This window comes from Streptomyces sp. NPDC004266 (assembly GCF_042874095.1).
GTDB lineage: Bacteria > Actinomycetota > Actinomycetes > Streptomycetales > Streptomycetaceae > Streptomyces.
In genome coordinates this window covers 140,018-165,821 of sequence record NZ_JBIAMM010000011.1, presented here as the reverse complement: position 1 = coordinate 165,821, position 25,804 = coordinate 140,018, and the positions used below count along the sequence as shown (strand labels likewise).

General features: G+C 72.1%; 21 protein-coding genes. 11 read left to right on the top strand and 10 right to left on the bottom strand.

The features are described from left to right. The first annotated feature begins 2 nt into the window (after nt 1–2). Nucleotides 3–1,079 carry a hypothetical protein gene (locus tag ACFYUZ_RS25650; RefSeq protein ID WP_389312939.1) on the top strand — a complete coding sequence of 359 codons (1,077 nt, stop codon included), beginning with the start codon at nt 3–5 and terminating at the stop codon, nt 1,077–1,079. A 181-nt stretch (nt 1,080–1,260) separates the two neighbouring features. On the opposite strand, the gene ACFYUZ_RS25645 is transcribed toward ACFYUZ_RS25650, so the two are convergent. From ACFYUZ_RS25645 to ACFYUZ_RS25620, 6 genes are all read right to left on the bottom strand, one after another. Continuing rightward, complete coding sequence (locus ACFYUZ_RS25645; protein ID WP_389312938.1) at nt 1,261–1,572, bottom strand: hypothetical protein; 312 nt, start codon at nt 1,570–1,572, stop codon at nt 1,261–1,263. Between the two features lie 293 nt (nt 1,573–1,865). Further along, on the bottom strand, nt 1,866–2,447 hold the full coding sequence (locus tag ACFYUZ_RS25640; RefSeq protein WP_389312936.1) for a hypothetical protein: 582 nt from the start codon (nt 2,445–2,447) through the stop codon (nt 1,866–1,868). A 471-nt stretch (nt 2,448–2,918) separates the two neighbouring features. Continuing rightward, complete coding sequence (locus tag ACFYUZ_RS25635) at nt 2,919–3,155, bottom strand: hypothetical protein (protein ID WP_389312934.1); 237 nt, start codon at nt 3,153–3,155, stop codon at nt 2,919–2,921. Nucleotides 3,156–3,568: 413 nt separating this feature from the next. After that, nucleotides 3,569–3,793 (bottom strand): e9imm peptide, encoded by a 225-nt coding sequence (locus ACFYUZ_RS25630; RefSeq protein ID WP_389312932.1) that lies wholly within the window; start codon nt 3,791–3,793, stop codon nt 3,569–3,571. Between the two features lie 75 nt (nt 3,794–3,868). Continuing rightward, nucleotides 3,869–4,744 (bottom strand): DUF1684 domain-containing protein, encoded by an 876-nt coding sequence (locus tag ACFYUZ_RS25625; protein ID WP_389312930.1) that lies wholly within the window; start codon nt 4,742–4,744, stop codon nt 3,869–3,871. 365 nt (nt 4,745–5,109) lie between these two features. Further along, the gene (locus ACFYUZ_RS25620) at nt 5,110–5,550 is read right to left on the bottom strand and encodes a VOC family protein (protein ID WP_389312928.1); all 441 of its coding nucleotides are present in this window, start codon (nt 5,548–5,550) and stop codon (nt 5,110–5,112) included. A 278-nt stretch (nt 5,551–5,828) separates the two neighbouring features. On the opposite strand from ACFYUZ_RS25620, the gene ACFYUZ_RS25615 reads away from it, so the two are divergent. Then, nucleotides 5,829–8,672, top strand: a complete 2,844-nt coding sequence (locus ACFYUZ_RS25615; RefSeq protein ID WP_389312927.1) for a BTAD domain-containing putative transcriptional regulator — start codon at nt 5,829–5,831, stop codon at nt 8,670–8,672. 436 nt (nt 8,673–9,108) lie between these two features. Here ACFYUZ_RS25615 and xdhC read toward each other — a convergent pair whose 3' ends face one another. From xdhC to ACFYUZ_RS25600, 3 genes are read right to left on the bottom strand one after another with little or no spacing between them, the layout of a single operon-like run. After that, nucleotides 9,109–9,918 (bottom strand): xanthine dehydrogenase accessory protein XdhC, encoded by an 810-nt coding sequence (gene xdhC / locus ACFYUZ_RS25610; RefSeq protein WP_389312925.1) that lies wholly within the window; start codon nt 9,916–9,918, stop codon nt 9,109–9,111. A 1-nt stretch (nt 9,919) separates the two neighbouring features. Further along, the gene (gene xdhB, locus ACFYUZ_RS25605; protein ID WP_389312922.1) at nt 9,920–12,295 is read right to left on the bottom strand and encodes a xanthine dehydrogenase molybdopterin binding subunit; all 2,376 of its coding nucleotides are present in this window, start codon (nt 12,293–12,295) and stop codon (nt 9,920–9,922) included. Further along, nucleotides 12,292–13,761 carry a xanthine dehydrogenase small subunit gene (locus tag ACFYUZ_RS25600; protein WP_389312920.1) on the bottom strand — a complete coding sequence of 490 codons (1,470 nt, stop codon included), beginning with the start codon at nt 13,759–13,761 and terminating at the stop codon, nt 12,292–12,294. The genes xdhB and ACFYUZ_RS25600 overlap by 4 nt, the downstream gene beginning before the upstream one ends. A 479-nt stretch (nt 13,762–14,240) precedes the next feature. Here ACFYUZ_RS25600 and ACFYUZ_RS25595 point away from each other — a divergent pair, with 479 nt between their 5' ends. The 6 genes from ACFYUZ_RS25595 (at nt 14,241) to ACFYUZ_RS25570 (ending at nt 20,290) form a co-directional block, all read left to right on the top strand. Further along, nucleotides 14,241–15,503 carry a flavin-containing monooxygenase gene (locus ACFYUZ_RS25595; protein WP_389312919.1) on the top strand — a complete coding sequence of 421 codons (1,263 nt, stop codon included), beginning with the start codon at nt 14,241–14,243 and terminating at the stop codon, nt 15,501–15,503. A gap of 10 nt (nt 15,504–15,513) precedes the next feature. After that, nucleotides 15,514–15,981: a RidA family protein gene (locus ACFYUZ_RS25590; RefSeq protein WP_389312917.1), complete on the top strand. Its 468-nt coding sequence runs from the start codon at nt 15,514–15,516 to the stop codon at nt 15,979–15,981. Further along, entirely contained in the window at nt 15,978–16,652 is a 675-nt protein-coding gene (locus tag ACFYUZ_RS25585) for a DUF1028 domain-containing protein (protein ID WP_389312915.1), read from the top strand. The genes ACFYUZ_RS25590 and ACFYUZ_RS25585 overlap by 4 nt, the downstream gene beginning before the upstream one ends. A gap of 8 nt (nt 16,653–16,660) precedes the next feature. Beyond that, on the top strand, nt 16,661–17,812 hold the full coding sequence (locus tag ACFYUZ_RS25580) for a M20 family metallopeptidase (RefSeq protein ID WP_389312913.1): 1,152 nt from the start codon (nt 16,661–16,663) through the stop codon (nt 17,810–17,812). Between the two features lie 30 nt (nt 17,813–17,842). Further along, nucleotides 17,843–19,285: an aspartate ammonia-lyase gene (locus ACFYUZ_RS25575; RefSeq protein ID WP_389312911.1), complete on the top strand. Its 1,443-nt coding sequence runs from the start codon at nt 17,843–17,845 to the stop codon at nt 19,283–19,285. Nucleotides 19,286–19,363: 78 nt separating this feature from the next. After that, the gene (locus ACFYUZ_RS25570) at nt 19,364–20,290 is read left to right on the top strand and encodes a LysR family transcriptional regulator (protein ID WP_389312909.1); all 927 of its coding nucleotides are present in this window, start codon (nt 19,364–19,366) and stop codon (nt 20,288–20,290) included. A 39-nt stretch (nt 20,291–20,329) separates the two neighbouring features. Here the strand turns inward: ACFYUZ_RS25570 and ACFYUZ_RS25565 are convergent, their stop codons facing one another. After that, complete coding sequence (locus tag ACFYUZ_RS25565; protein WP_389312907.1) at nt 20,330–20,947, bottom strand: TetR/AcrR family transcriptional regulator; 618 nt, start codon at nt 20,945–20,947, stop codon at nt 20,330–20,332. A gap of 244 nt (nt 20,948–21,191) precedes the next feature. Between ACFYUZ_RS25565 and ACFYUZ_RS25560 the strand changes: the two genes are divergently transcribed. From ACFYUZ_RS25560 to ACFYUZ_RS25550, 3 genes are all read left to right on the top strand, one after another. Beyond that, nucleotides 21,192–22,664, top strand: a complete 1,473-nt coding sequence (locus ACFYUZ_RS25560) for an aldehyde dehydrogenase family protein (protein WP_389312905.1) — start codon at nt 21,192–21,194, stop codon at nt 22,662–22,664. A 54-nt stretch (nt 22,665–22,718) separates the two neighbouring features. Further along, nucleotides 22,719–24,086: an aspartate aminotransferase family protein gene (locus ACFYUZ_RS25555; RefSeq protein WP_389312903.1), complete on the top strand. Its 1,368-nt coding sequence runs from the start codon at nt 22,719–22,721 to the stop codon at nt 24,084–24,086. Nucleotides 24,087–24,197: 111 nt separating this feature from the next. Next, nucleotides 24,198–25,676, top strand: coding sequence for an APC family permease (locus tag ACFYUZ_RS25550; RefSeq protein WP_389312901.1), 1,479 nt, complete (start codon nt 24,198–24,200; stop codon nt 25,674–25,676). Nucleotides 25,677–25,804: the final 128 nt, after the last annotated feature.

Sequence of the window (25,804 nt, the reverse complement as noted above, 5' to 3'; positions counted from 1 at the left end):
GCGTGGGTGACATCGCCAGGAGCGCTCTCGGCGGCGCGTGGACGGTGCTGGTGGGATGGCTCTTGCCGACGGCTCTGAACGTGAGCCTCTTTGCTTTGGCGGTCTGGCCGAGCTTGCGACGCGGCGAGGGAACCGTGAAGTTGTGGTCGGAGGGTGTCGCACATCTGTCTGCCGGAGTGCTGGGTGTCTCGGTGCTCCTCGGGCTGGCGCTCTGCGCCCTGCAGAACCCTCTCTACCGCGTGCTGGAGGGCTACACCCTCTGGCCGAACGTGCTTTACACCTACGGGTGTGCTCGTCGACGCCAGGCGAAGCAGGATCTGCAGGACCGCCTCATGCTGATCCGCCTGGAGCGCCAGGAGCGGGAGGACCGGCTGGGATCGGACGGTGCCGCCCGGTTGACGACCTTGCGCGCCAATCCGCGGATCGCCCGGGCCGTTCCCAGGGATCGGCGGCGTACTGCTGTGCAACGTGCGCTGCTCCGCGAACGCCTCGCTCGCTATCCCGTCGACGACGCGCAGTTGGCACCCACGAGACTGGGTAATGCCATCCGGCGCTTCGAGGAGTACGGCTACGACCGGTTCCGCCTCGACACTCAAGTGTTGTGGAACGAACTGACCGGGAACGCGCCGGAGCAGGTCCGCCGACAGGTCGACCTCGCCCGCGCGAATGTCGACTTCTTCGTAGCCCTGCTCTACGGCCACTGCGCCGTTGCCCTCTGTGCGGCAGCGGCCCTGACCACGGCCGACCCGGATGTCCCACTGCTGCTCGTGGCCATCGCCGTGCCAAGCGTCCTGACTCCGGTGTGGTACCGCGCGGCCGTGTCGGCGACCGACGAATGGTCCGCGGCCGTAAGAGCACTCGTGAACACGGGACGTAAACCGCTCGCCGAATCACTCGGCCTCCTCCTGCCGGGCGAGCTGGCCGGCGAACGCGAGATGTGGGCACTGGTCTCCAAGATGTCGAGGCTGCCGCATCACGAACGTGCTGCAGGCCTGGACGCTTTCCGAGAGAAGCCGCCTGAAAGCTCACCGCCGCTGGTTGCTGACCGTAGCGCCAGCCAGAACGCGACGCAGTCCTGAACCACCCGGCACCTGGCTGTATCGGGACGGCGGAAGCGGCGCCCAACTCTCGCTCATGGTGCGGACTTCATGGAACTAGAGCCGGAACCGGAACGCGGCCCCAACTGTCGGCGTACGGACTTCCTCCCCAGCTGCGTATGGAAGAACGTCACGAGTTCCGTTGCGGTGAAGGTAAGGATGATCAGTCGATCGCCCAGCCGTGCTCCTTGTGGGCGGTGTCGACTTCTTCTTCGCCAAGCCAGGCGACGCTGAACTGTCGGCCCAGCAGTCGAAGGATCCCCTCTGACCAGTTGGCAAGCTCCTCGTCGAGTTGGTCAGCGGAGATGATCCCGTCGTCGAAGTCGGGCAGCTGCTGGAGCGGGTCGACGCAGGACGACGCCCACTCGGGAAGCTCTTGCGGATTGCTCCACCGCCTTCGCCAGAAGGGCCCTTCTCCCCACCACCAGGTGGTGACTCGGATCACGAGCACGCCGATCTGTTCGTCTCCGTCCATGAGACGTGCGGCAGCTCGGCGGTACGGGTCAAGCCGGGCATCGGTCGGTGGCTCCGGCTTGTGTTCTTGACCTGGTCCGGCCAAGAACACGCCCCGTCGGCTGGGGAGGTTCATCCGTACGTGAGGGGGAGCTGAGGTCGTGTGCCGACAAGGGCTGGCTCGGGGAGGTCAAGGGGCTCCAGGTGAGCCTCGACGCCGCCAACGCCGATCTGCACGCCCTCAGCGCGTCACATCAGAATGGCCTACGCAGTTGAGGCAGCCCGTCGATCGTGAGTTGCACGTCTCGGCCGCTCTCAGGCTTCGATGCGAAGCCACGTGTCGCCGGCGCGAAGCCACAGAAGACCGTCGCGCCCCTGACCGCAGCGCATGACCACCCGTCCGGGCACTCGAATCTTGCGCCGCTCGGTCACACCCCAGGTATCACCATTCAACTCGGCTCGCACTACTTCGGTTGACCGCTGGTTGTGAACGCGCTTGGTCAGGACCGCTCGATGGTCGCGCACGGCGAACCCGTCCGGGTCACGGACGGGGCTGGGCCAACTGGTCACCTCACCGGTCGACGGGGTGATCCGCGTCAAGAACGTGCCGCCCCGTCGACTGCCGGAATACCAGACCAGCCAGACTCGGTCCCCCTCGGTGGCAGCGGTGCATCCCTCCAAAGGCACGTCAGGAAGGCGACCTCCCGGAGCCCAGGTTGACCGACCATCGGCACTCCAGCCGGCAAGACCGGCTGCAGACTGCGGATGCCCTCCGTAGATGCCTTCGTCTCCGTAAGCCGTCCAGATCGATCCCCCGCGATCGGTCACCAGAGCAGGAATGTCGTCGCCGATGCAGAAGGTGGCCTCTTGGTCACCACTTTCCAGAGAGAACACCACGGCGTTCGGGCTCCATGCTCCCGACTCGTCCTTACCCGCTCGACCGCTTGCTAGGACGAGTCGGGAATTCGGGAGAAGAGCGATGTGGCTCGGCCTGACCGGCACGTCCCTGATCGGTCGACGTTGAAGCGACCCGTCAGCCCGGCGAATCACGAGCACCGCATCGAAGGGGACCTGCGGGCCCCAGCCCACCCAACCCTTCACGTAACGGCTTCGGCGTAGGCACTGCCGGTGGACGAGCAGAACAGCCAGCTCCCCCGAGGGACCGACGGTCCACCACAGAGGGCGTCGTCCCGCCCAGAGGTCCGTCACGGACGGCTTCCAGACCCTCTGCGCGTCGACCGTCGACATCACATCCCCCTGCTTCGGCCGCAGCACCCGAACGTAAGTGCTGATGAGGGGAGTGTATTGACGCCAGGACCAGGAACCGCCTCCGCGTCGTCGGACTGCCCCGCGGTGGGCTCACCAACACTATTCCGCACAATCGAATGTCCGAACCTGCCAGTACTCGCCGACCGTGTCGGCAAGCGCGGCTGCATCGACCACTGCACCGCCCCTCACATCGACGACAACGGCGAGATCACGACCGAGGTCTCCGGTCCGGGTGCAGCGCTCATGGAACTCGGCGCGGCACTCCGCGACCTGCGCGCTCGAAGAGGTCGCCATCTTCGGCATCGACTCCGCCGGAATGCGCCTGCACCAGGCCATTCCCACCCTCCGCCCGCAGGGAAAACACCCGTGGCCCACACGTTCGACGCGACGCTGTAGCCGTTCGACACGAAGGCTCCCCACCCGGCCCCGCAAGAAGCCGGACAGCGTCGCCACGGACAAGGGCTACCGCAACGGCCCCTGCCGCGGGTGCCCGCGGCGGCGGGGCGTCCGGCACGCGATCCCGGAGAGGGCCGACCGCCGGGCCGTCCGCCTGCGCAGGGGACTGCGAGGCGGACGGCCACCGGGGTTCGACGGGGAGCGGTACAAGAAACGCGACACCGCCGAGAGGGCCGTGAACAGGCTGAAGGACTTCCGTGCCGTCGCGACCCGTCACGACCAGCGCGGCTACGTCTTCCCCGGCACTGTCACCGAGGCCGCCCTGGTCATTCGGCTACGGGGTCGAGGCCCCCTCACAAGGCGAAGGGCCGGTACTTCAGAGCCTGATCGACGACCTCGGGTGCTGTCAGCTCCCGCCCCTTGGGCCAAAAGACCAAGTCGCTTACGTAGCCGCTCGGACAGCCAAGGGCCTTGCCCAACGCTTCCATCACACCGCACATCTCGGCATCGCCAACGTGGTCCGCGTCCATGATCTTCTGCACCCATGCAATGGCCGCTTCACGAGCCACCTCCGTCACAGCCACCCCTTCCAGAAGGGACCGGCCTGGAGAGTCACATGATAGGCCGGACAGCTCCTGGAACCTGTCTTTCGGTCAGGCCGGACCAGGGAGCCCGGCCTGGCCGGCGGGCACCTCCTGGGAAAGGCGCTCGTGGGGGATCTTCTCCCCGGCCTCGACCGCGACGGGCAGCCGGTTCTCGGCCGGCGGCAGCGGGCAGGTCGCGAAGTCGGTGTAGGCGCAGGGCAGATTGGTCGCGCGGTTGAAGTCGAGCACGACCGTGCCGTCGGGTCCCGGGGCCGCCACCCCGAGGTTCCGGTTGGCCGCGTACGTGGTGACGCCCGAGGTCTCGTCGGTGAAGAGCACCGTGAGGGTGCCGGGCGCGTGCCCGTTGAAGGCGGTCAGGCTCAACTCCCTTCCGTCCAGCCGGAAGACGACGCGGCCGGGGGCGTCGTACACGTGCCGGAGCCCTTCGACGGAGGCGCCGACCGTGGTCGGGCGCGGCTCGTCGAAGGCCTCGTACCGGCCCGTGACCACCCAGCGCGGGTCGGGCTCGTAGGCGGGCGTGCCGGCGAAGGCGACCCGCAGCGGGTGGCCGGGATGGCGCGGCCGGACCACGTCGTGGCCGCCGCGCTTGGCGACCTCGATCACGGTGTCGCCCCAGACGGCGTCGACGCCGCCGCGCTCCGGGACGACGCCGAAGAGGTACCGGCCCCGCACCACCGTGCCGTCGACGACGAGTTCCGTGCCCTCGTCGAGTTCCACGACGACGCCCTCGGGCCCCGTCGACCAGGTTCCGGGCACGCCGGTGAACGCCTGGGGCTCGTCGGAGAGCCAGTGGAGGCCGGTGATCGCGAGGAAGCCGTGTTCCGAGGCGAGCCGGGCGTCCTTGTCCCGGTGCCAGGCCTCCCACTCCTTGGCGAAGACCTCCAGTTCGGACGGGTCGGATACGGACGTGTCGCGGACGCTCATGCTTCTCCTCCTGCGGTGAGGGACGGTGGGACGGGCGCGGTCGCGTGTCCGTCGCCGGGGGCCGCCGGGCCCGGAGGCGGGGGCGGGGAGGGCGGAGGGAACGGACCGCGGGCGGAACGAGGCCGTCAGGAGGCGCCCAGGAGCCGTCGGGGCGAGCGCGTCGGTGTCCGGACGCCGGGTCGAGGCCTCGGTGTCAGCGGAAACACGCCATGGTCGTGACGCGCACGTAGTCCACGTGTCGGCGCGTCACGAGAAGGCTCATGGGTTCAGGAAAACACAACTCCGGTGCGCGGCGCCAGTGATGGCCGACCGAGCCGGGGAAACGCACCGGGCCGCACGGCGGGCGTCCGTCCGAGCGGCCCGCCTCAGCCGAGCTGCTCGGCCAGTCCGACGACGATGCCCTCGGGGCCGCGGAGGTAGCAGAGCCGGTAGGCGTCCTCGTACCGCACCACCTCGCCGACGAGTTCGCCGCCGTGGGCGCGCAGGCGGGCGACGGTGGCGTCGATGTCGTCGACGGCGAACATGACCCGCCGGAGCCCCAGCGCGTTCACCGGCGCGTCCCGCATCCCGGCGTCGACCGCCTTCGGCGTGTGGAACTTCGCCAGCTCGATCCGGCCGTGACCGTCCGGGGTCCGCAGCATGGCGACCTCCTGCCGGGATCCTTCGATCCCGATCACATGGTCCACCCACCGCCCCTCGACGGGCATCCTGCCTTCCGGTTCCATGCCGAGCCCGACGAAGAACGCCACGACGGCGTCGAGGTCCTCGACCACGATGAGGACGTTGTCCATCCGCTGGATCGTCATGCTGGGTCTCCTGGCATCTCGTGACACACGGACAAGGCCGTACGGCGGTGGCGGGCGGCGCCCGCGGGTCCACCCCCGCCGCACGATCGTCGCCGCCGGGCGGCGACGGACGGACAGGCGCGCCGTCGTGTCGCCCGACCTCTCGTCCCCGAAAAGAAGTTCCCGACGTGAACGCGTGTCCTGTTCGCCTGGGGCGCGAGGTGTGGCGTACAACCGGTGACCGGCCCGTCCACCGACGTACGCGGCCGTCCGATCCACCGAGCCCTGGAGTCACACAGATGCGTTTCGGCCTGCTCGGCCCTCTCACGGCGCAGGACGCCGCCGGCCCTCTCGTCATAGGCAGCGCGAAGGTCCGGCTCCTCCTCGGCATCCTGCTCCTGAAACGCGGCCAGGTGGTCTCCTCCGACGAGCTCAAGGCCGCCCTGTGGGGAACGGACCTGCCCGCGACGGCCTCCAGCTCCCTGCACAACCACGTGACGCGCCTGCGCAGGGCCCTCGGTCCCGAAGGCGCCGGCCGCCTCCGCTCGGTGCCGCCCGGATACCTCCTGGAGGTGGACCGCGGCGCCCTCGACAGCGACCGGCACGAGGAACTCCTGGGCACCGCCCGCACCGCACGGCTCCGCGAGGACTGGGAGACCGTACGGCGGGCGTGCGCGACGGCGCTCGGGCTCTGGCGGGGGAGCCCCCTCGCGGACCTGCCCGGACTCGGCCACAGCCTGCTGTACGGCCCCGGCCTCCAGGCCCTCGACGAGGCGAGGCTCGTCGCCCTGGAGTGGCGCTGCGAGGCCGACCTGCGGCTCGGCCGGTACGACGGCCTGGCCGCGGAACTGTACGCGCTGACCGAACAGCACCCCCTGCGCGAGGGGTTCCACCGCCACCTCATGGTGGCCCTGCACCGCACCGACCGTCAGGCCGAGGCCCTGGCGGTCTTCCACCGGCTCCGCAAGATCCTGGCGGACGAGCTCGGCGTCTCGCCCGGCCGCGCCGTGCAGGAGGCGCTGGCGGACATCCTGCGGGGCCACACCGAGCCCGCGCGACAGGCCCAGGCGTCCCCGCCCGGTCCCGTACCGGCCCCGGGAAAGGCGGCCGGAGACGGCGCGCCGAAGTCCGGCGACGCCCACGTACCGGCCCAACTCCCACCCGTATCACGCTACTTCGCGGGCCGACGGACGGCGCTCGCACGACTCGACGGCCTCCTCGAGGACGCCCGCCGGCACGCCGGAACGGGCCCGATCGTCCTCTCCGGCCCCGGCGGCGTGGGCAAGACGACCCTCGCGGTCCACTGGGCACACCGCGTCCGCGCGGACTTCCCCGACGGACAGCTCCATCTGAACCTGCGCGGCTTCGCGCCGGACGGATCCGCCGTCACACCGGACAGCGCCCTGCGCAGCCTCCTCGAAGGCCTGGGCGTGCCGCGCGCACGCGTCCCCGCCTCCCAGGAGGCCAGGACCGCCCTCTACCGCACGCTGACCGACGGACGCCGGTACCTGATCCTGCTGGACAACGCCCGTGACGCCGCGCACGTGCGGCCGCTGCTGACCGGGTCCGCGACCAGCCTCACCCTCGTGACGAGCAGGGACCAGCTCCTCGGTCTCGTCGCCGTCGAGGACGCCCAGCCCGTGGCGCTCGACGTGCTGTCGCACGACGAGGCACGAGAACTCCTCACGGCGCGCGTCGGGCACGCCCGCGTCACGGCCGACCCCCGCGCCGTCGACGAGGTCGTCGAGCTGACCGCGCGCCTCCCCCTGGCCCTGGCCGTCGTGGGCGCCCGGGCGGCGGTCACCCCCGCCCTCGGCCTGACCCGGCTCGTCGAACGACTGCGCCGCGCCCGCGGCCTCGACGCCTTCACCGGCAGCGACGCCTGGAGCGACGTCCGCGCGGTGCTCTCCTGGTCGTACGAGACGCTGAGCACCGACGCCGCACGCCTCTTCCGGCTGCTCGCCGTCCACCCCGGGCCCGGGATCACCGCCGCCGTGGCCGGCAGCCTCTCGGCGCTCCCGCCGCCCCGGGCGCACGTCCTGCTGACCGAACTGGCCGAGGCCAACCTGGTCACGGAGGGCGAGGACGGCAGATACGCCTTCCACGACCTCCTGCGCACCTACGCGGTGGAGCTCGGCGAACAGGTCGACCCCGCCCCGAGCCGCGGGACGGCCCTGAGACGGGTGACCGAGCACTACCTCCACACCGCGCAACGGGGCGCGCTGCTCATGGACCCCCAGCTGCCGCCCGTGGACCTGCCCGCGAGGGCGGGGAGGGGCGTGCGCCCCGAGGACCTCGCGGACCTGGGAGAGGCCCGGGAGTGGTTCAGCGGCGAACGCGCGGCCCTCGTGGAGACCGTCGTCCGGGCCGGTGCGGCCGGTCTCGACCGGGAGTGCTGGCAGCTGGCCCACGTGCTGAAGACGTACCTCAACTGGGGCGGCCACTGGGCGGACGCGGCGACCGTCCAGACCGCCGCTCTGGAGGCGGCGGAGCGCCTGGACGACCCGACGGCCCGGGCGGGGGCCCACCGGAGTCTGGCCGTGGTGCTGCGCTGGAGCGGCCGGGACACCGAGGCCGGGACGCATCTGCGCCGGGCGCTCGACCTGTTCACGGCCGAGGGGGACCTGTTCGGCCAGGCGGACGTCCACCTCGACCTCGCGGGCCGGTACGAGCAGCAGGAGCGTTCCGAGCAGGCGCTGCACCACAACGAGCGGGCCCTGGAGATCTTCCGGGAGCTCGGCCACCGGAGCGGAGAGGCCAAGGCCCTCAACAACGTGGGCTACTTCCAGGCGCTCCTCGGCAACCACGCCGAGGCGCTGACCATGTGCGACGCGGCCCGCCTGGCCTTCGAGGAGCTCGGGGACCGGCGCAGTCTGGCCCTCACCTGGGACAGCCTGGGCGTCGTGCACCAGGAGACGGGGGACCTGGAGCAGGCGGCGCACTGCTTCCGGGTCTCGGCGGAGATCCTGCGCGAGGTCGGTTCGCTCTACCACGAGGCCGTCTCGCTCGACCACCTCGGCGACGCCGAGTCGGCGGCCGGACGGCCGGAACGTGCCCGGGAGGCGTGGCAGCGGTCCTGGGAGCTGTTCGACGGGCTCCGGCACGACGACGCGGAGGGGGTCCGGCTCAAGCTGCGGCGGTGACCCACCCCGGCCCTGGTGTCCTGGGGGGCGGTGATCACCGGAGCGCATTGCGGTGACGTCCGGGGCATTCGTGGGAACCACGGGGAAATGTCGTGGGGCGTGATCGTTTCTGCATGATGCCCTCCCCGGCATGAACACACGTACCAGACTCGCTCTCGCGAGCGCCGCCCTGACCGCGCTCGCCGTCACCGCCCCGACGGCGACGGCGAGGGCGTCCGAACGTCACCGGCGTCGCCGCGCTCTACAAGGCGGAGCACCCCGCGGCCGCCCCGGCCGAGGTCGCCGAGCGGCTCGACGACAACGCCACGAAGGGCCTGCTGACCAGCGTCAGCCCGGGCACGCCCAACAAGCTGCTGTTCACCGGCGGTCTGTAGCTCCCGCGCCGAGGGCCGTCCGCGCGAGTCCGCCCCCTTCGGGACGGACTCGCGCGGGTGCCTCAGGCGCCTTCGGACTCGAAGGCGCGCAGCAGATCCGCGGCGACGCTCACGGCGATCGTCGCGGGTTCCTTTCCGGTGATGTCGGCAAGACCGATCGGGGTCTTGATCCGGTCGATGACGGCCTCGTCGTGACCGCCCTCGGTGGCGAGGCGCTTGCGGAACCGCCCCCACTTGGCCGCCGACCCGATCAGCCCGATGGAGCCGAGGTGCGGCGTGCGCAGGGCGGCGTCGCACAGGGCGGCGTCCTCGGCGTGGTCATGGGTCATGATCAGGACGTGGGTGCCGTGCGGGAGCTCCTCCAGCACCTCCTCCGGCAGCAGCGGCGTGTGGTGCACGCGCACCCGCGCCACCGCGTCCGCGAGGACGTCGAGCCGCCGCTCGGCGAGGGTCTCGGCACGCGTGTCGATCAGATGGAGGTCGAGGTCCTGGCGGGCCAGGACGCGCGCCAGTTCGAGTCCGACGTGCCCGACCCCGAAGATCGCCACCGCCCGTACCACCGGCAGCGGTTCGAGCAGCACCGACACCGTGCCGCCGCAGCACTGCACACCGTGCTGGTTGGTCACCTTGTCGTTCAGCGCGAAATCGAGCAGCTCCGGTTCCGGCCGGGACGCGTCGATCATCTCCCGGGCCCGGTCGATCGCGACGGCCTCCACGTTGCCGCCGCCGATCGAGCCCCAGGTCTCGGTCCGGCCGACCACGAGTTTCGCGCCGGCGTCGCGCGGGGCATGGCCGCGCACGGCCGCGACGGTCACGAGGACGCCGGACTCCCGGCGTTCCCGCAGCCGCGCGACCGCGGCGAACCACGTCATGTCAGGCACCGCTCAACGCTTCCGCGACATCGGCGCGGACGGGGGACGCACCGGCTCGGCGGGCCGCCTCGATCGCCCAGTACACCGCCTCCGGCGTCGCCGGCGAGGCCAGTTCGACGCTGGTCCCGGCCGGTCCGAACGCGGCGGCGGCCTGCCGCAGCGCCTCCCGCACCGAGAAGGCCAGCATCAGCGGGGGCTCGCCCACCGCCTTGGAGCCGTAGACCGCGCCCTCCTCGCCGGCGTTCTCGAGCAGCTTGACGTTGAACTCCTCGGGCATCTCCGAGAAGCTCGGCAGCTTGTAGGTGCTCGCCGCCTGCGTCAGCAGCCTGCCCCGGTTCGGGCCGTCACCGGCGTCCCAGCGCAGGTCCTCCAGGGTCAGCCACCCCGCGCCCTGCACGAAGCCGCCCTCGACCTGACCGATGTCGATCATCGGGGAGAGGCTGTCGCCGACGTCGTGCACGATGTCCACCCGCCGGACGCGGTACGCGCCGGTGAACCCGTCCACCTCCACCTCGGCCGCGGCGGCGCCGTGGGCGAAGTACTTGAACGGCGAGCCGTGGAACGTCTTCGCGTCCCAGTGGAGCCCCTCGGTCCGGTAGAAGCCGGCCGCCGACAGCTGCACCCGCTGGAAGTACGCGGTGCGCACCAGGTCGTCCCAGGCCAGCTCCCTGTCGCTGCCCAGGGCGCGCGCGACGCCCTCGACGATGCGCACGTCCGAGGCGCTCGACCCCAGCTGGGTCGCGGCCACCTGCAGCAGCCGACCGCGCAGCTGCTCGCAGGCGTTCTTCACCGCCGCGCCGTTGAGGTCCGTCCCCGCGCTCGCGGCGGTGGCGGAGGTGTTGGGCACCTTGTCGGTGCGCGTCGGGGCGAGGCGCACCTTGTGCAGCGGGATGCCCAGCGTGGTCGCGGCCACCTGGAGCATCTTGGTGTGCAGGCCCTGGCCCATCTCGGTGCCGCCGTGGTTGATCAGGACGGAGCCGTCCTTGTAGATCAGCACCAGCGCGCCGCCCTGGTTGAAGGCGGTCAGGTTGAAGGAGATGCCGAACTTGAGACCGGTGAGTGCGAGGGCCCGCTTGGTGTGCGGGTGCGCGGCGTTGAAGGCGGCGATCTCGCGCCGGCGCACGTCGATCCCGCCGTTCTCCTTGACCTGCTCCCAGACGGCGGAGATCCGCTCCGGCTGCACGACCGGCTGTCCGTACGGCGTGGTCTGCCCCCGCCCGTAGAAGTTGCGCTCCCGCAGCTCCGCCGGGTCCAGGCCGAGCAGCGGCGCGCACCGGCCCATGATGTCCTCGATCACCAGCATGCCCTGGGGGCCGCCGAAGCCGCGGAAGGCGGTGTTGGAGACCTTGTTGGTCCTGGCGATGCGGCCGGTGACGCGGGCGTTGGGGATCCAGTACGTGTTGTCGATGTGGCACAGCGCGCGGGCCACCACCGGCTCGGACAGGTCCAGGCTCCAGCCGCCGTCCGCCGTGAGGGTGGCGTCGAGGGCCTGGATCCGGCCGTCGGCGTCGAAGCCGATCCGCCACCGGGCGTGGAAGCCGTGCCGCTTGCCGGACATGGTCAGGTCCTGGGTCCGGTTGAGCCGCACCCGGACCGGCCGGCCGGTCAGCCTGGCACCGAGCGCGGCGACGGCCGCGAAGCCGTGCGGCTGCATCTCCTTGCCGCCGAAGCCGCCGCCCATCCGCAGGCACTGCACGGTCACCTCGTGACTGTGCAGGCCGAGCACGTGGGCGACGATCTCCTGGGTCTCGGAGGGGTGCTGGGTGCTGCTCTGCACGAACACCTGCTCGGCCTCGTCGACGTAGGCCAGTGCCGCGTGCGTCTCCAGGTAGAAGTGCTCCTGGTCGGAGAAGTGCAGCTCGCCGGTGAACACGTGCGCGGAGTCGGCGAAGCCGGCGTCGACGTCACCCGTCACCATCACGGGCCGGGCGCCGTGGAAGCTGTCGGCCGCGATCGCCTCCGGCAGCGTGATCAGGGAGGGCAGTTCGTCGAGTTCCACCTCGACGGCCGCCGCGCCGAGCCGGGCCGCCTCCAGCGTCTCGCCGAGCACCCAGGCGACCGCGTGCCCGTGGAACATGACCACGTCGGGGAAGAGCGGTTCGTCGTGCTTCATCCCGGCGTCGTTGACGCCGGGCACGTCGGCGCCGGTCAGCACCCGGACCACACCGGGCACGGCGAGCGCCGCCTCGGTGCGCAGCGCGGTGATCCGGCCGTGGGCCTTCATGACCTGGACCGGGTAGGCGTGCAGCACGTCCTTGGTGCGGTGGATCAGGTCGTCGGTGTAGAGCGCGGTGCCGGTGACGTGCTGGACCGCGCTCTCGTGCGGCAGCGGAAGGCCGACGACGGGCTTCTCGGGGCGTTCGGACAACTGGCTCATGACGACACCGCCTCGGTGGTTCGCGTGTACAGCTTCTGCAGGCTCCGGCCGAGCATCGCGGAGCGGTAGGCGGCGCTGGCCCGGTGGTCGTCCATCGGCGTGCCCTCGTCCCGCAGCAGCGGCGCCACGGCCTCGACGGTCTCCGCCGTCCACGGCCGGCCCTCCAGGGCGGCCTCGGTGGCGAGGGCGCGGATCGGGGTGGCGGCGACACCGCCCAGGCCGATGCGCGCCTTGCGGACGATCCCGTCCCGGACGTCGAGCGCGAAGGCGACGGCGACGCTGGAGATGTCGTCGAAGCGCCGCTTGGCGATCTTGTGGAAGGCCGTGACCGGCGACAGGGGCAGCGGGATCCGCACCGAGCGGATCAGCTCGCCGGGCCGGCGCACGCTCTGCCGGTAGCCGGTGAAGTACTCGGAGAGGGGGACCTCGCGCTCGCCGTCGGCGTCGGCGAGGACCACCGACGCCTCCAGCGCGAGCAGCGCCGGCGGGCTGTCGCCGATGGGGGAGCCGGTGCCCAGATTGCCGCCGAGGGTCGCTCCGTTGCGGATGAGACGGGAGGCGAACTGGGGGAACAGCTCGGCGAGCAGCGGGACTTCGCCGTCGAGGCGGCGCTCGATCTCGGTGAGGGTCAGCGCCGCCCCGATCTCGACGGCGTCGGAATCGACGCGCAGCTCCCGCAGTTCGGGGAGCCGGTCGACGGCGACCACGCAACCGGCCCGCCGGGAACGGATGTTGACCTCCACGCCCCAGTCGGTGGAGCCGGCCACCACCACCGCGTCGGGCCGCTCGCGCAGCAGCCGCAGCGTCTCGGCCAGGGTGCCCTTCCGCAGGAACGCGCTGTCGTCCTGGACGTACGCGGTGGCGACCGGTGCGGGCGGGGCCTGCTCGCGGCGCCGCGCCAGCGGATCTTCGTCGGTGGGCGTACCGACGGCGAACGCGGCGTCGCGGATCGGGCGGTAGCCCGTACAGCGGCACAGGTTCCCGCTCAGCGCGTGCAGGTCGAAGCCGTTCGGACCGTGCTCGGCGTCGGGTCCGCCGTCCACGTCCGCGTCCGCGTGGGCGCAGCGGTCGGGCCGGTAGTACTCGGCGGCCATGCTGCACACGAACCCCGGTGTGCAGTAGCCGCATTGGGAGCCGCCGCGGACCGCCATCTCCTTCTGCACGGGGTGCAGGGCGGACGGCGCGCCGGGCGCGTCCGTGGCGGCGAGGCCCTCGGAGGTGACGACCTCCTGGCCGTCGAGAGCCGCGACCGGGACCAGGCAGGCGTTGACCGCCACCCAGTCGGTGGGCTTGTCCACGCCGGGGCGGGCCACCAGGATCGAACAGGCGCCGCACTCACCCTCGGCGCAGCCCTCCTTGGTGCCGGTGAGTCCCCGCTCGCGCAGGAAGTCCAGCACCGTGGTGTGGGCCGGGGCCGGTGCGATGGGTGCTTCTTCTCCGTTGACGGTGATGCGCGCCGCTACCATGACGGGCCCTCGATTCCGTGCGCGATGGGTCGATTCATCATGTTCGCCAATGTCGGGCAGCTTTCTGTGTTCAGACGCGCCACGTCGGTGAAGCGGGCGCGGAACGGCACGCGACGGCGGCGTGCCGGGAAGCGGTGAGGGGAATCCGGGAAAACCGGGGGAACCAGCGGCGTGCCCATGGCCGGGCACGGCGGAACGGCGTCGTCAGCAGCCGTGGGCGATGCGACCCGGAACCCAGACCGTGGTGTGGGCGAGGCGGCTCAGGTCGGAGCTGGTGTTCATCCGCCGGTCGCCTCCTCTCGGTCGTCATGGGTCGAGGCTGCAAATTAATGCCCGGCGATCACCGAGGTCAAGAGCCGTCCGAGCTGCGTGCATCTATAAATCAGATGGCTCACAACTGAAACATCTGTTGGACAGTTCCACGGGTCGCTCCAAGGATGTGCCGTGCGGTTGCACAGTCCACGAGAGCGGAGGCACACATGCCGCATGAAGAGACCGAAGTAGTCGTCGTCGGGGCGGGCCAGGCGGGCGTCGCGATGAGCGAGCACCTGGGCGCCCACGGCATACCGCACCTCGTCCTGGAGCGGCACCGGATCGCCGAGCGGTGGCGCTCCGAGCGCTGGGACTCCCTGGTCGCGAACGGGCCCGCGTGGCACGACCGCTTCCCCGGCCTGGAGTTCGCCGACGTCGCCCCCGACGCCTTCGCCCCGAAGGAGCAGGTCGCCGACTACTTCGTCGCGTACGCCGAGAAGATCGGCGCCCCGGTCCGCAGCGGTGTCGAGGTGACCTCGGTGCGCAGGCTCTCCGGCCGGTCCGGCTTCCGCGTCGAGACGCCGCAGGGCACGATCGACGCGCGCTTCGTCGTGGCCGCGACCGGGGCGTTCCAACGGCCCGTGATCCCGCCCGTCGTGCCGGACGGCGCCGTCCCCACGCAGATCCACTCCAGCGGCTACCGCAATCCGGGACAGCTGCCCGAGGGAGCGGTCCTCGTCGTCGGGGCCGGTTCCTCCGGGGTCCAGATCGCCGACGAACTGCGCCGGTCCGGGCGCCGGGTGTTCCTCTCCGTCGGCCCGCACGACCGCCCGCCCCGCGCGTACCGGGGGCGCGACTTCTGCTGGTGGCTCGGCGTCCTCGGGACCTGGGACGCGCAGACCCCTCCCCAGGGCGCCGAGCACGTCACCATCGCGGTGAGCGGCGCGCGCGGCGGTCACACCGTGGACTTCCGGGACCTGGCCGCCTCCGGCATCGAACTCGTCGGCATGACCACGTCCTACGACGACGGCGTCCTGCGCTTCGCGCCGGACCTCGCCGCCCACATCGCCTTCGGCGACGCCCAGTACCTGGAGTTCCTCCGGACCGCCGACGCCTACGTCGAGCGCAACGGGCTCGACCTCCCCGAGGAGCCGGAGGCCCACGTCCTCGGGCCGGACCCGGAGTGCGTGACCGAACCCCGACAGGAGCTCGACCTCGCCGAAGCCGGCGTCACCTCCATCGTCTGGGCGACGGGCTTCGCGAGCGACTACGGCTGGCTCGACGTCGACGCGTTCGACGAGAACGGCCGCCCGGACCAGCGACGCGGAGTGTCCGCCGAACCCGGCGTCTACTTCCTGGGACTGCCCTGGCTGTCCCGCCGCGGATCGAGCTTCATCTGGGGCGTCTGGCACGACGCCCGGTACGTCGCCGACCACATCGCGCGGCAGCGCGGCTATCTCGCGTACGACCCCACCGACCGGAAGAACTGAGGAGCGGATCATGACCTCCAGGACCCCGAAGGCCCCGATCGTCGCCGGCGGACACACCCGTGTCCGCCCGTTCAACACCCGCGAGACCTATCCCGAGCAGAACCTCGACAACGACCTCTGCCAGGCCGTCGTCGCCGGGAACACGGTGTACGTCCGGGGCCAGATCGGCCAGGACCTCGACACCAGCGAGTCCGTGGGCATCGGCGACGCCGAGGCCCAGGCCGAGCGGGCCATGGCCAACATCAAGATGCTGCTCGAAGAGGCGGGCAGCCGCATGGAGCACCTGGTCAAGCTGACGGTCTATCTGGTCGACCCGCGCTACCGCGAGGCGGTCTACCGCACGGTGGGCCGCTGGACCAAGGGCGTGCACCCCATCTCCACGGGCCTGGTGGTGTCCGCGCTCGCCCGCCCGGAGTGGCTGTGCGAGATCGACGCGATCGCCGTCGTCCCCGCGCCCGCCGAGGGGGGCCCGGCATGACCTTCTCCCTCGTCGTGCGCGACGGTGAGCGGTTCGGCGTCGTGGCGAGCTCGTCGAGCCCGGCGGTCTTCGCCCGCGTCGCCCATCTGCGGCCCGGTGTCGGCGCCGCCACCTCGCAGAACATCACCGACCCCACCCTCGGCACGAGCCTCCTCGCGGGCCTCGCGGAGCACTCGGACGCGGAACGCGCCCTGGCCGGCGTCACCGGCGCCGCCCGCAACGCCGGGACCATCGCGTACCGGCAGCTGACCGTCCTCGGCCGTTCCGGCCCCGGCTTCGTCCACAGCGGCGCGCGGACGCTCGGCACGTACGCCTCGGCCACCGCGGACGGCGCGGTGGCCGCCGGCAACATGCTGTCCGGCGCGCACATCCCCGGCGTGCTCCTCGACGCCTACGCCGAGGCCGGCGGAGAACTCGAAGAGCGCCTCCTCGCCGCCCTCAGGGCCGCCGTCGCGGCCGGCGGCGAGGAGGGCCCGGTGCGCTCCGCCGGCCTGGCGGTCGTCGCGGACGTCGACTGGCGCGTGACCGACCTGCGGGTCGACTGGGCCGACGAGCCCGTGGACCGGCTCGGCGAACTCCTCGACGTCTGGCTGCCGCAGCGCGACGACTACGTGCGGCGCGGACTCGACCCCGCCGGCGCACCCTCGTACGGCGTCCCGGGGGACCTGTGACGGGGGACATGAAGCGGGCGGCCCGGCAGGCGGTCGACCGCCGGGCCGAGGAGCTGATCGGCCTCTCCGAGCGGCTGCACGCCGATCCGGAGACGGCCTGGGAGGAGCACCGGGCCGCGGCCGCCGTCCCGGACCTCCTGGACCGGGCCGGATTCGACGTCACCTCGTCCTACCTGGGCCTGGAGACGGCGTTCCACGCCCGGACCGGCAGCGGGCCCGTCCGGATCGCCCTCTGCGCCGAGTACGACGCGCTGCCCGGCCTCGGACACGCCTGCGGGCACAACCTCATCGCGGCGAGCTCGGTCGGGGCCGCGCTCGGCCTCGCGGCCGTCGCCGACGACGCCGGCCTGACCGTCGAGGTCTACGGCACCCCGGCCGAGGAGGGCGGCGGCGGCAAGATCGAGCTGCTCGACCGGGGCGCCTTCGCCGGCGTGGACCTCGCGATGATGGTGCATCCGGCGCCGGTCGACGTCGCCGAGGCCCGCCCGTTCGCCGTCAGCCACTCCAAGATCTCCTACACCGGGAGGTCAGCGCACGCCGCGGCCTATCCGGAGGCCGGCGTGAACGCGGCCGACGCCTTCACGGTGGCCCAGGTCGCGATCGGCCTGCTCCGCCAGCAGCTGCCGGCCTCGACCCGGGTGCACGGCGTGGTGACCCACGCCGGAGACGCCCCCAACGCCATCCCGGAGCGCTCGACCGGACGGTGGTACGTACGGGCGGAGACGCTCGCCGAACTGGCCGCCCTCGAACCGCGCGTGATGCGGGCCTTCGAGGCCGGCGCTCTCGCCACGGGCTGCGAGCTCCGGATCGAGCCGGAGAGCAGGCCGTACGCGGAGTTCCGCACGGACGGGACCGCCCTCGGCCACTACCGTGCGAACGCCCTCGCGCTGGGCAGGGAGTTCGCACCGCCGGGACAGGCCGCACGGATGAACCGCGCCTCCACCGACATGGGCAACGTCTCCCAGGTGGTGCCGGCCATCCACCCGTACATCGGCATCGGCTCCCTGCCCGCCACCAACCACCAGCACGAGTTCGCCGCGTACTGCGTGGGCGGAACGGCCCAGAAGGCCCTGCTCGACGGGGCCGTCGCACTGGCCTGGACCGGCGTGGACCGCGCCGGGCCCACCGGAGGCACCCCGACGACCGGAGGAACCCGATGACCGGAGGAATCCGATGACCGGAGGAACCCGATGACCCCGGCCCCCGCCCCCCGGCGCACCGCCCCGCCGCCCCCCGGCCACCGCACGGAGCACGACATGCTCGGCGACGTCGACGTCCCGGCGGACGCCTACTACGGAGCGCACACCGTCCGTGCGGTGGTCAACTTCCCCCTCACCGGGGAGACCCTCGCCACCCGGCCGCACCTGATCGACGCCCTGGCGGCGGTCAAGTGCGCGGCGGCCCGCGCCAACGCCGAGATCGGAGCCCTGGACGCCCCGCTCGCCTCGGCCATCGAGACCGCCTGCGCCGAGATCCGCGGCGGAGCCCTGCGGGACCAGTTCGTGGTCGACCTCATCCAGGGCGGCGCGGGCACCTCCACCAACATGAACGCCAACGAGGTGATCGCCAACCGCGCCCTGGAACTGCTCGGCCGCTCCCGCGGGGAGTACGCGGTCCTGCACCCCCTCGACCACGTCAACCTCGGCCAGAGCACCAACGACGTCTATCCGACGGCCCTGAGACTGGCCCTGGACGCGCACGTCGCCGATCTGCTCGCCGCCCTGGCCGGACTGCGCGACGCCTTCGGGAGCAAGGCCGCCGAGTTCGCCGACGTCCTGAAGATGGGCCGCACCCAGCTGCAGGACGCCGTCCCCATGACGCTGGGCCAGGAGTTCGGGGCGTACGCCGCCACCCTCGCCGAGGACGAGCAGCGGCTCGCCGAGGTCAGGCCCCTGCTGCACGAGCTCAACCTCGGCGGCACGGCCATCGGCACCGGACTCAACGCCCGCCCGGGCTATCGCGAGCGGGCGGTGGAGGAGCTGCGCCGGCTGACGGGCATCCCCACGCTCGTCTCCGCGCCCGACCTCGTCGAGGCCACCCAGGACGTCGGCGTCTTCGTGCACCTGTCCGGAGTGCTCAAGCGGATCGCCGTGAAGCTGTCCAAGATCTGCAACGACCTGCGGCTGCTCTCCTCGGGGCCGCAGGCCGGCCTCGGGGAGATCAACCTCCCTCCGCGGCAGGCCGGTTCGTCCATCATGCCCGGCAAGGTCAACCCGGTGATCCCGGAGGCGGTCAACCAGATCGCCTTCGAGGTGATCGGCCACGACGTGACCGTCACCCTCGCCGCCGAGGGCGGCCAGCTCCAGCTCAACGCCTTCGGACCGGTCATCCACCGGAGCCTGGGCGCCGGCCTCGACCACCTCGCTGCGGGCGTCCGCGTCCTCACCGAGCACTGCGTGCGGGGCATCACCGCCAACCGGGACCGGCTCGCGAGGACCGTTGCCGCCTCCACCGGCCTCGTCACCGCGCTCGGGCCCGCACTCGGCTACGAGACCGCCTGCGCCCTCGCCCTGGAGGCCCACCACACCGGCAGACCCGCGCTCGACCTCGTGCGCGAGCGCGAGCTGCTGACCGAGGCGGAACTCCGCGAGCTCACCGGTCCCGCCGCCCTCACCGGCCGGGGCGCCCCCTGAGCGCCCCACGGCGTCGTGTCCGCCGCCGGTGCCGCATAGGGTCGGAGCCGACCGGATCACCAGGCGCGAGGGCCACGCATGACGTCACCAGTGGGTTTCACACTCGTCCAGCTCCGCTACTTCCTCGTCGCCGCCGAACGCGGCTCGATGACGGAGGCGGCGGCGGAGCTGCACATCGCGCAGTCCGCCGTGTCCACGGCCGTCCACAACCTGGAGCAGGACCTGCAGGCGCAGCTGTTCATCCGCCGGCGCGGCCGTGGGCTGACGCTCACACCCGCCGGGGAACGGCTCCGGCAGCAGGCCCAGGACCTCCTCGCCCGCGCCCGCGAGGTCGAACGGGAGGCCAGGGGAGGGGGCGGGTCCCTCTCCGGACCGGTGGCCGTCGGCTGCTTCGTGACCCTGGCCCCGTACTACCTGCCGGCGCTGTTCAGCGAATGCACCCGACGCCACCCCGGCATCGAACTCGACGTGATGGAGGGGGAGTCGGACCAGCTCGTCCAGGCCCTGGCGGCGGGACGCCTCGACTTCGCGCTCACCTACGACCTCGGTCTGTCGGCCGAGCCGGACCTGCGCGCCGAGACCGTCGCCCGCGCCCCGGCGTACGTCATCGTCCCGGCCGACCACCCCCTGGCCGGCCGGGACGCCGTCGATCTGGCCGAACTGTCGGCGGAGCCGCTCGTCCTCCTCGACCTCCCCCACAGCCGCGACTACTTCCGCTCCCTGCTCGCCGCCACCGGCACCGCACCCGACGTGCGCTACCGCACGCGGAGCTACGAGACGGTGCGCTCCCTGGTGGCGCGCGGCCTCGGCTACTCCGTCCTCAACCAGCGCCCGGCGACCAGCCAGACCTACGGCGGCGGAGAGATCGCGGAGCTCCGGCTCCGGGACGGCGGACCGCCGCTCGAAGTCAAGATCGCCTCGGTGGCGAGCGTGACCCCGACGGCCCGCGCCCGAGCGGTCATGGACGTACTGCGGGAGGTCGCCCCCCGGCCCGCCGAGGGCTGAGCGGCGACCTCCCGTCCGGCGGGGGAGGGGCGCACCGTCCTACAGATCGGCCCGGCCCGTCACCGTCCGGGCGTGGGCCAGGAGCAGCTCACGGGCCCTGTCGGGGCGCAGGGCCGCGTTGCGGCTGACGATGTGCAGGCCGTAGCCGTCCTCCAGGGCCACCAGTCCGTGCGCCAGGTCGGGCGCGGGCGCGGCGAGCGTGAACCCGCCGGTCGCGGCGCCCACCGCGAGGGCGGTCGTGTAGAGCGCGACCTCCCGCGCGAAGAGCGAGGCCATCAGCTCGGCGTGGCCCGGGCTGCGGCCGGCGCGCCGGTGCAGCTCGTACAGCAGGCCGTGGACCGGGTCGTCCGTCATGCTCGGCAGACCGCTGTCCACGAGGGCCCGCAGCCGCGCGGCGGGATCGTCGGGGGCCGCCTCGTCGTAGGCCTGCTGCCGGGACGCGAGATAGCCCTCCACCGCGCCCCGGTGCACCTCCAGGACGAGGTCGTCGAGCTCGGGGTAGTAGTACAGGACCGAGCCCTGGGAGACGCCCGCGGCCTCCGCGATGTCCTTGATGCGCAGGGCTTCGAGCCCGCGCTCCGCGATGGCCCGCCCCGCGGCGGAGACGAGGGCCTCCCTGCGTGCCGTCTGGTCGCGTGGTCTGCCGACTTTCCTCATGGACTCATTCTCTGATGCCGGTATCAGATCGTGCAAGAAGTTCTGGTCCAGGGCATTGACGGCCGGTTCACCAATTGTTTGAATCCCAACTCAAAGAACTCGGTGCGGACGCCGCCGCCGGGCTCCCCTCCCCCTCACCGCCCCGCCGTCTCCGGGCGGCGCTCCCTCCCCGAAACGGCCAGGCCGCATCCCCCAGGGGCACCGGCTCATCCCACGTCCCACGACGCAAGCGAAGGCCACAGCAATGCAGACGTACGCCCACTGGCGGCAGCGCGCCGCCGACCTCACGCCCCGCACGCGCCTGTTCATCGACGGAGCGTGGACCGATCCCGCCGAGGACCGGTGGATCCCGACCGTGAACCCCGCGACCGGCAAGACCACCGCCCAGGTGGCGGCCGGCTCCGCGGCGGACGTCGACCGGGCCGTGGCCGCGGCCCGCGCCTCCTTCGAGGACGGCCGCTGGTCGCGCACCGCCCCCGCGGAGCGCAGGCGGGTCCTGCTCGCCCTCGCCCGCCTCGTCGAGGAGCACGGCGAGGAGCTCGCCCTCTGCGACACCCTCGACATGGGCAAGCCCATCGCGGAGTCCCACGGCACCGACGTCCCCGGCGCCGTCGGCGTCTTCACCTGGTACGCCGAGGCCGTCGACAAGCTCTACGACGAGGTCGCCCCGGCCCCGCCGGGCAACCTCGCCCTCGTGCGCCGCGCCCCGCTCGGGGTGGTCGGCGCGGTGGTCCCCTGGAACTTCCCCCTCGACCTCGCGAGCTGGAAGCTGGCGCCCGCCCTGGCCGCCGGCAACAGCGTCGTGCTGAAGCCGGCCGAGCAGTCCCCGCTCTCCGCACTGCTCCTCGCGGAACTCGCCGCGGAGGCCGGACTGCCCGACGGCGTGCTGAACGTCGTGCCCGGCCCGGGGGAGACCACCGGGCGGGCCCTCGGCCTCCACCCGGACGTCGACACCCTGGTCTTCACCGGCTCCACCGCCGTGGCCAAGCGCTTCCTCGCCTACTCCGCCGAGTCCAACATGAAGCAGGTCTGGCCCGAGGCCGGCGGCAAGAGCCCCAACGTGGTCTTCGCCGACGCCGACCTGGACGCGGCGGCGGAGCGCGCGGCCTGGGGCTTCGTCTACAACGCCGGGCAGGTGTGCTCCGCGAACACCCGCCTCCTCGTCGAGGCCTCCGTCGCCGAGGAGTTCACGGCCCGCGTCGCCGAGCACGCCCGCACCTGGCTGCCGGGCGACCCCCTCGACCCCGCCACCCGACTCGGACCGCTCGTCGACGAGGCCCAGGCCGACCGCGTCCTCACAGCCGTGCGGTCATCGGGCGGCACCGTCGTCTGCGGCGGCACGCGCCCCGACCGCGACGGCGCCTACCTGGACCCCACCGTCGTCGCCGGCCTCGGCCCCGACGCCCCGCTCGCACGGGAGGAACTGTTCGGCCCCGTGCTGACGGTGCTCCCCTTCCGGGACGAGGCCGAGGCGATCCGCCTCGCCGACGACTCCGCCTACGGGCTGGCCGCCTCCGTGTGGACCCGGGACCTCGGCCGCGCCCACCGCGTGGCCGACGCCCTGCGCGCCGGGACCGTGTCCGTCAACACGGTCGACGCGCTCAGCCCGTACACCCCCTTCGGCGGGTTCAAGCAGTCCGGCCACGGCCGTGACCTCTCCCTGCACTCCTTCGACAAGTACACCGGCCTGAAGACGACCTGGATCGCGTACGGCTGACCCGCCGGCGCGGCACCCGACCCGACACCCCCACCCCAGCAAGGGACTCCCACCATGACCAGCGACACCGCAGACCTGATCCGCCTCGACCGGGCGCACATCATCCACCCCTACCTGCCGGGCAGCGCCACCGAGCGCGTCGTCATGGCCTCCGGCTCCGGCTGCCGCCTCACCGACACCGAGGGCCGCGACTACCTCGACGCCACCGGCGGCCTCTGGCTCGCCCAGATCGGCCACGGCCGCACGGAGGTCGCCGACGTCGCCCACGAGCAGATGAAGAAGCTGGAGTACTTCACCAGCTTCTGGGAGTTCTCCAACGAGCGGGCCATCGAGCTCGCCGCCCGCCTCGCCGACATCGCCCCCGAGCCGCTCAACCACGTCTACTTCACCTCCGGCGGCTCCGAGGGCAACGAGGCGGCCATCAAGATGGCCCGCTACTACCACCACCGGCGCGGCGAGGGCGGCCGGACGTGGATCCTGGCGCGCAGCAAGGCCTACCACGGCATCGGGTACGGCGGCGGCTCGGCCACCGGCTTCCCCCTCTACCACGAGGGCTTCGCACCGATGATGCCGCACGTCTCCCACCTCACGCCCCCGTGGCCGTACCGCAGCGAGCTGTACGGCGACGAGCCGCTCGGTCCCGAGCAGGTCACCGACTTCCTCGTCCGCGAGCTGGAGGAGCGCATCGCCGAGATCGGCCCGAAGAACATCGCCGCGATGATCGGCGAGCCCATCATGGGCGTCGGCGGCATGCTCGTCCCGCCGGCCGACTACTGGCCCCGGGTGCGGGAGGTCCTCGACCGGCACGGCATCCTGCTGATCTTCGACGAGGTCGTCACCGCGTACGGCCGCGTCGGCGAGTGGTTCGCCGCCCAGTACTTCGACGTCACCCCCGACATCATCGTCACCGCCAAGGGCATCACCTCCGGCTACGTCCCCCTCGGCGCCCTCCTGGTCGGCGACCACCTCGCCGAGGTGCTCCTGCGCGACCACGGATTCCCCATGGGCTACACCTACAACGGCCACCCCGTCGCCGCCGCCGTCGCCACCGCCAACCTCGACATCATCGAGAGGGAGGGACTGCTCGCCCGCGCCACGAGTCTGGGCTCCTTCCTCCACGACGAGCTGAAGGCGCAGCTGGGCGACCTGCCGATCGTCGGCGAGATCCGCTCCGTCGGCATGATGCTGGCCGTCGAGCTGGTCCGGGACCGCGCCACCCGTGCCCCCCTGCCCCTCGACCCGGACCGCATGCCCCACGACGTCGTCCGCCGTGAAGCCGGCGTGATCGTCCGCGACTCCGCCCACAGCCTGGTCCTCTCCCCGCCGCTCGTCATGACCGAGACCGAGGCGAAGGAAGCGGCCACCGCGCTGCGCGGCGTCCTGGAGCGCACCGAACCCACCGGTGAGATCCGCCCCGCCTGACCCCCTCCAGGGAGGCCCGGTGCCCCGCCGGGCCTCCCCGACACGGACGCCACGCCGTCACCGCGCTCGCGCGCCTGCTCGCAGTACCCCTCTCCCCGCTAGGAACTGCCCGTGTCCTCCGCACACTCCTCCACCGAATCGCGCGCTCCCCACACCACGACCGGCCTGCGGCGCAGCCTGAAGCGGCTCGACATCACCGCCCTGGCCATCGCCGCCGTCATCTCCTTCGACACCGTCGGGCAGATCGCCACCGGCGGCGGCGAGGCCGCCACCTGGACGGCGGCCCTCGCGCTCTTCTTCCTCGTCCCGTACGCCCTGCTGTTCGCCGAGACCGGCGCCGCGTTCCCGCAGGAGGGCGGCCCGTACGTCTGGGTCAAGCTCACCCTGGGCCGCACCGCGGCCGCGCTCACCGTCCTGTTCTACTGGGTGACCAACCCGATCTGGCTGGGCGGCTCCCTGGTCTTCCTCGCCGCCGAGACCTGGGACGGCTTCGTCTTCCCCCTGGGCTCGGGGACCGCCGCCGACTACGTGTTCAAGCTGCTGTTCGTCTGGACCGCCATCCTCACCGCCGTCGTCTCCCTGCGCCGCGGCAAATGGATCACCACCCTCGGCGCCGCGGTGAAGGTCCTCACCCTCGCGGTCTTCACCCTCACCGCGCTGCTCTACGGGATGGAGCACGGCTTCCACGGCCTCACCGAGGCCCGTTTCACCCCGACCACCGCCGGATTCCTCGCCCTCGTGCCGATCCTGCTCTTCGCCTACGTCGGCTTCGAGGCCCCCAACGCCGCCGGCGAGGAGATGCACGACCCCCAGCGCGACGTCCCCGCCGCACTCGGACGCTCCGCGACCGTCGCCGCCTGCTGCTACCTGCTGCCGGTCCTCGCGCTGCTCGCCGTCGTCCCCGCCCACCAGGTCACCGGCATCGGCGGCTTCATGGAAGGCGCCCGCCTCGTCTTCGGCGTCTACGGCGACGCGGCCGGCCCGCTCCTGACGCTCACCGCCGTCATGTTCGTCTTCGCCCTCCTCACCCAGGGCAGCGCGTGGATGATCGTCAGCGACCGCATGCAGGCGATGGCCGCCGCCGACGGCGGCTCCTTCAGCCGCGCGCTCGGGGCCTTCCACCCCCGGCTCGGCACGCCCGTGCGGACCAACCTGCTCTCCGGAGCGGTCGCCACCGTGTTCATGATCGTGGCCATGCGGGTCGCCGAGGGCGACGCGGGCGCCGTCTTCGCCGTGGTCCTCACCGTGGCCGTCACCACGCTGCTGCTGTCCTACCTCGTCATCGTCCCCGCCCTCGTCCTGCTCCGTCTGCGCCGGCCCGACGTCGTACGGCCCTACCGGGTCCCCTTCGGCCACCGCGGCTTCATGGGCTGCGCGGCACTGGTCTACGCCTGGATCCTCGTCGGCTCCTGGTGCGCCCTCTTCCCCGGGACCCTGGAAGCGCTCCTCGGCATCGAGTACGCCTTCGAGGACGTCTGGGGCATGTCCCGGGGCGCGTTCGAGGCGTTCACCCTCGGCACGGTCGCCGTCCTGCTCCTGGTCGGGGCGCTCGGTCTGCTGATCGCCCGCCGGGAGGATCCCGCGAAGTAGATCCATTGCAACGTGGTGTTGCATTAAGTGGCAGTGTCATTGCATCAATTTCGCGGCGGTGAGCTGGGGTTCTGCATTTTGGATCATTGACGGAATGGTGAACGCAACGTAGCTTTCGGGATGCGTCA

Coding starts and splice junctions, on each gene's coding strand:
- ACFYUZ_RS25590 (WP_389312917.1), top strand. CDS start 15,514: ATGACCTCCAGGACCCCGAAGGCCCCGATCGTCGCCGGCGGACACACC.
- ACFYUZ_RS25565 (WP_389312907.1), bottom strand. CDS start 20,947: ATGAGGAAAGTCGGCAGACCACGCGACCAGACGGCACGCAGGGAGGCC.
- xdhB (WP_389312922.1), bottom strand. CDS start 12,295: ATGAGCCAGTTGTCCGAACGCCCCGAGAAGCCCGTCGTCGGCCTTCCG.
- ACFYUZ_RS25625 (WP_389312930.1), bottom strand. CDS start 4,744: ATGAGCGTCCGCGACACGTCCGTATCCGACCCGTCCGAACTGGAGGTC.
- ACFYUZ_RS25580 (WP_389312913.1), top strand. CDS start 16,661: ATGAAGCGGGCGGCCCGGCAGGCGGTCGACCGCCGGGCCGAGGAGCTG.
- ACFYUZ_RS25575 (WP_389312911.1), top strand. CDS start 17,843: ATGACCCCGGCCCCCGCCCCCCGGCGCACCGCCCCGCCGCCCCCCGGC.
- ACFYUZ_RS25600 (WP_389312920.1), bottom strand. CDS start 13,761: ATGGTAGCGGCGCGCATCACCGTCAACGGAGAAGAAGCACCCATCGCA.
- ACFYUZ_RS25645 (WP_389312938.1), bottom strand. CDS start 1,572: ATGGACGGAGACGAACAGATCGGCGTGCTCGTGATCCGAGTCACCACC.
- ACFYUZ_RS25555 (WP_389312903.1), top strand. CDS start 22,719: ATGACCAGCGACACCGCAGACCTGATCCGCCTCGACCGGGCGCACATC.
- ACFYUZ_RS25615 (WP_389312927.1), top strand. CDS start 5,829: ATGCGTTTCGGCCTGCTCGGCCCTCTCACGGCGCAGGACGCCGCCGGC.
- ACFYUZ_RS25560 (WP_389312905.1), top strand. CDS start 21,192: ATGCAGACGTACGCCCACTGGCGGCAGCGCGCCGCCGACCTCACGCCC.
- ACFYUZ_RS25620 (WP_389312928.1), bottom strand. CDS start 5,550: ATGACGATCCAGCGGATGGACAACGTCCTCATCGTGGTCGAGGACCTC.
- ACFYUZ_RS25635 (WP_389312934.1), bottom strand. CDS start 3,155: ATGGCCTGGTGCAGGCGCATTCCGGCGGAGTCGATGCCGAAGATGGCG.
- ACFYUZ_RS25570 (WP_389312909.1), top strand. CDS start 19,364: ATGACGTCACCAGTGGGTTTCACACTCGTCCAGCTCCGCTACTTCCTC.
- ACFYUZ_RS25595 (WP_389312919.1), top strand. CDS start 14,241: ATGCCGCATGAAGAGACCGAAGTAGTCGTCGTCGGGGCGGGCCAGGCG.
- xdhC (WP_389312925.1), bottom strand. CDS start 9,918: ATGACGTGGTTCGCCGCGGTCGCGCGGCTGCGGGAACGCCGGGAGTCC.
- ACFYUZ_RS25585 (WP_389312915.1), top strand. CDS start 15,978: ATGACCTTCTCCCTCGTCGTGCGCGACGGTGAGCGGTTCGGCGTCGTG.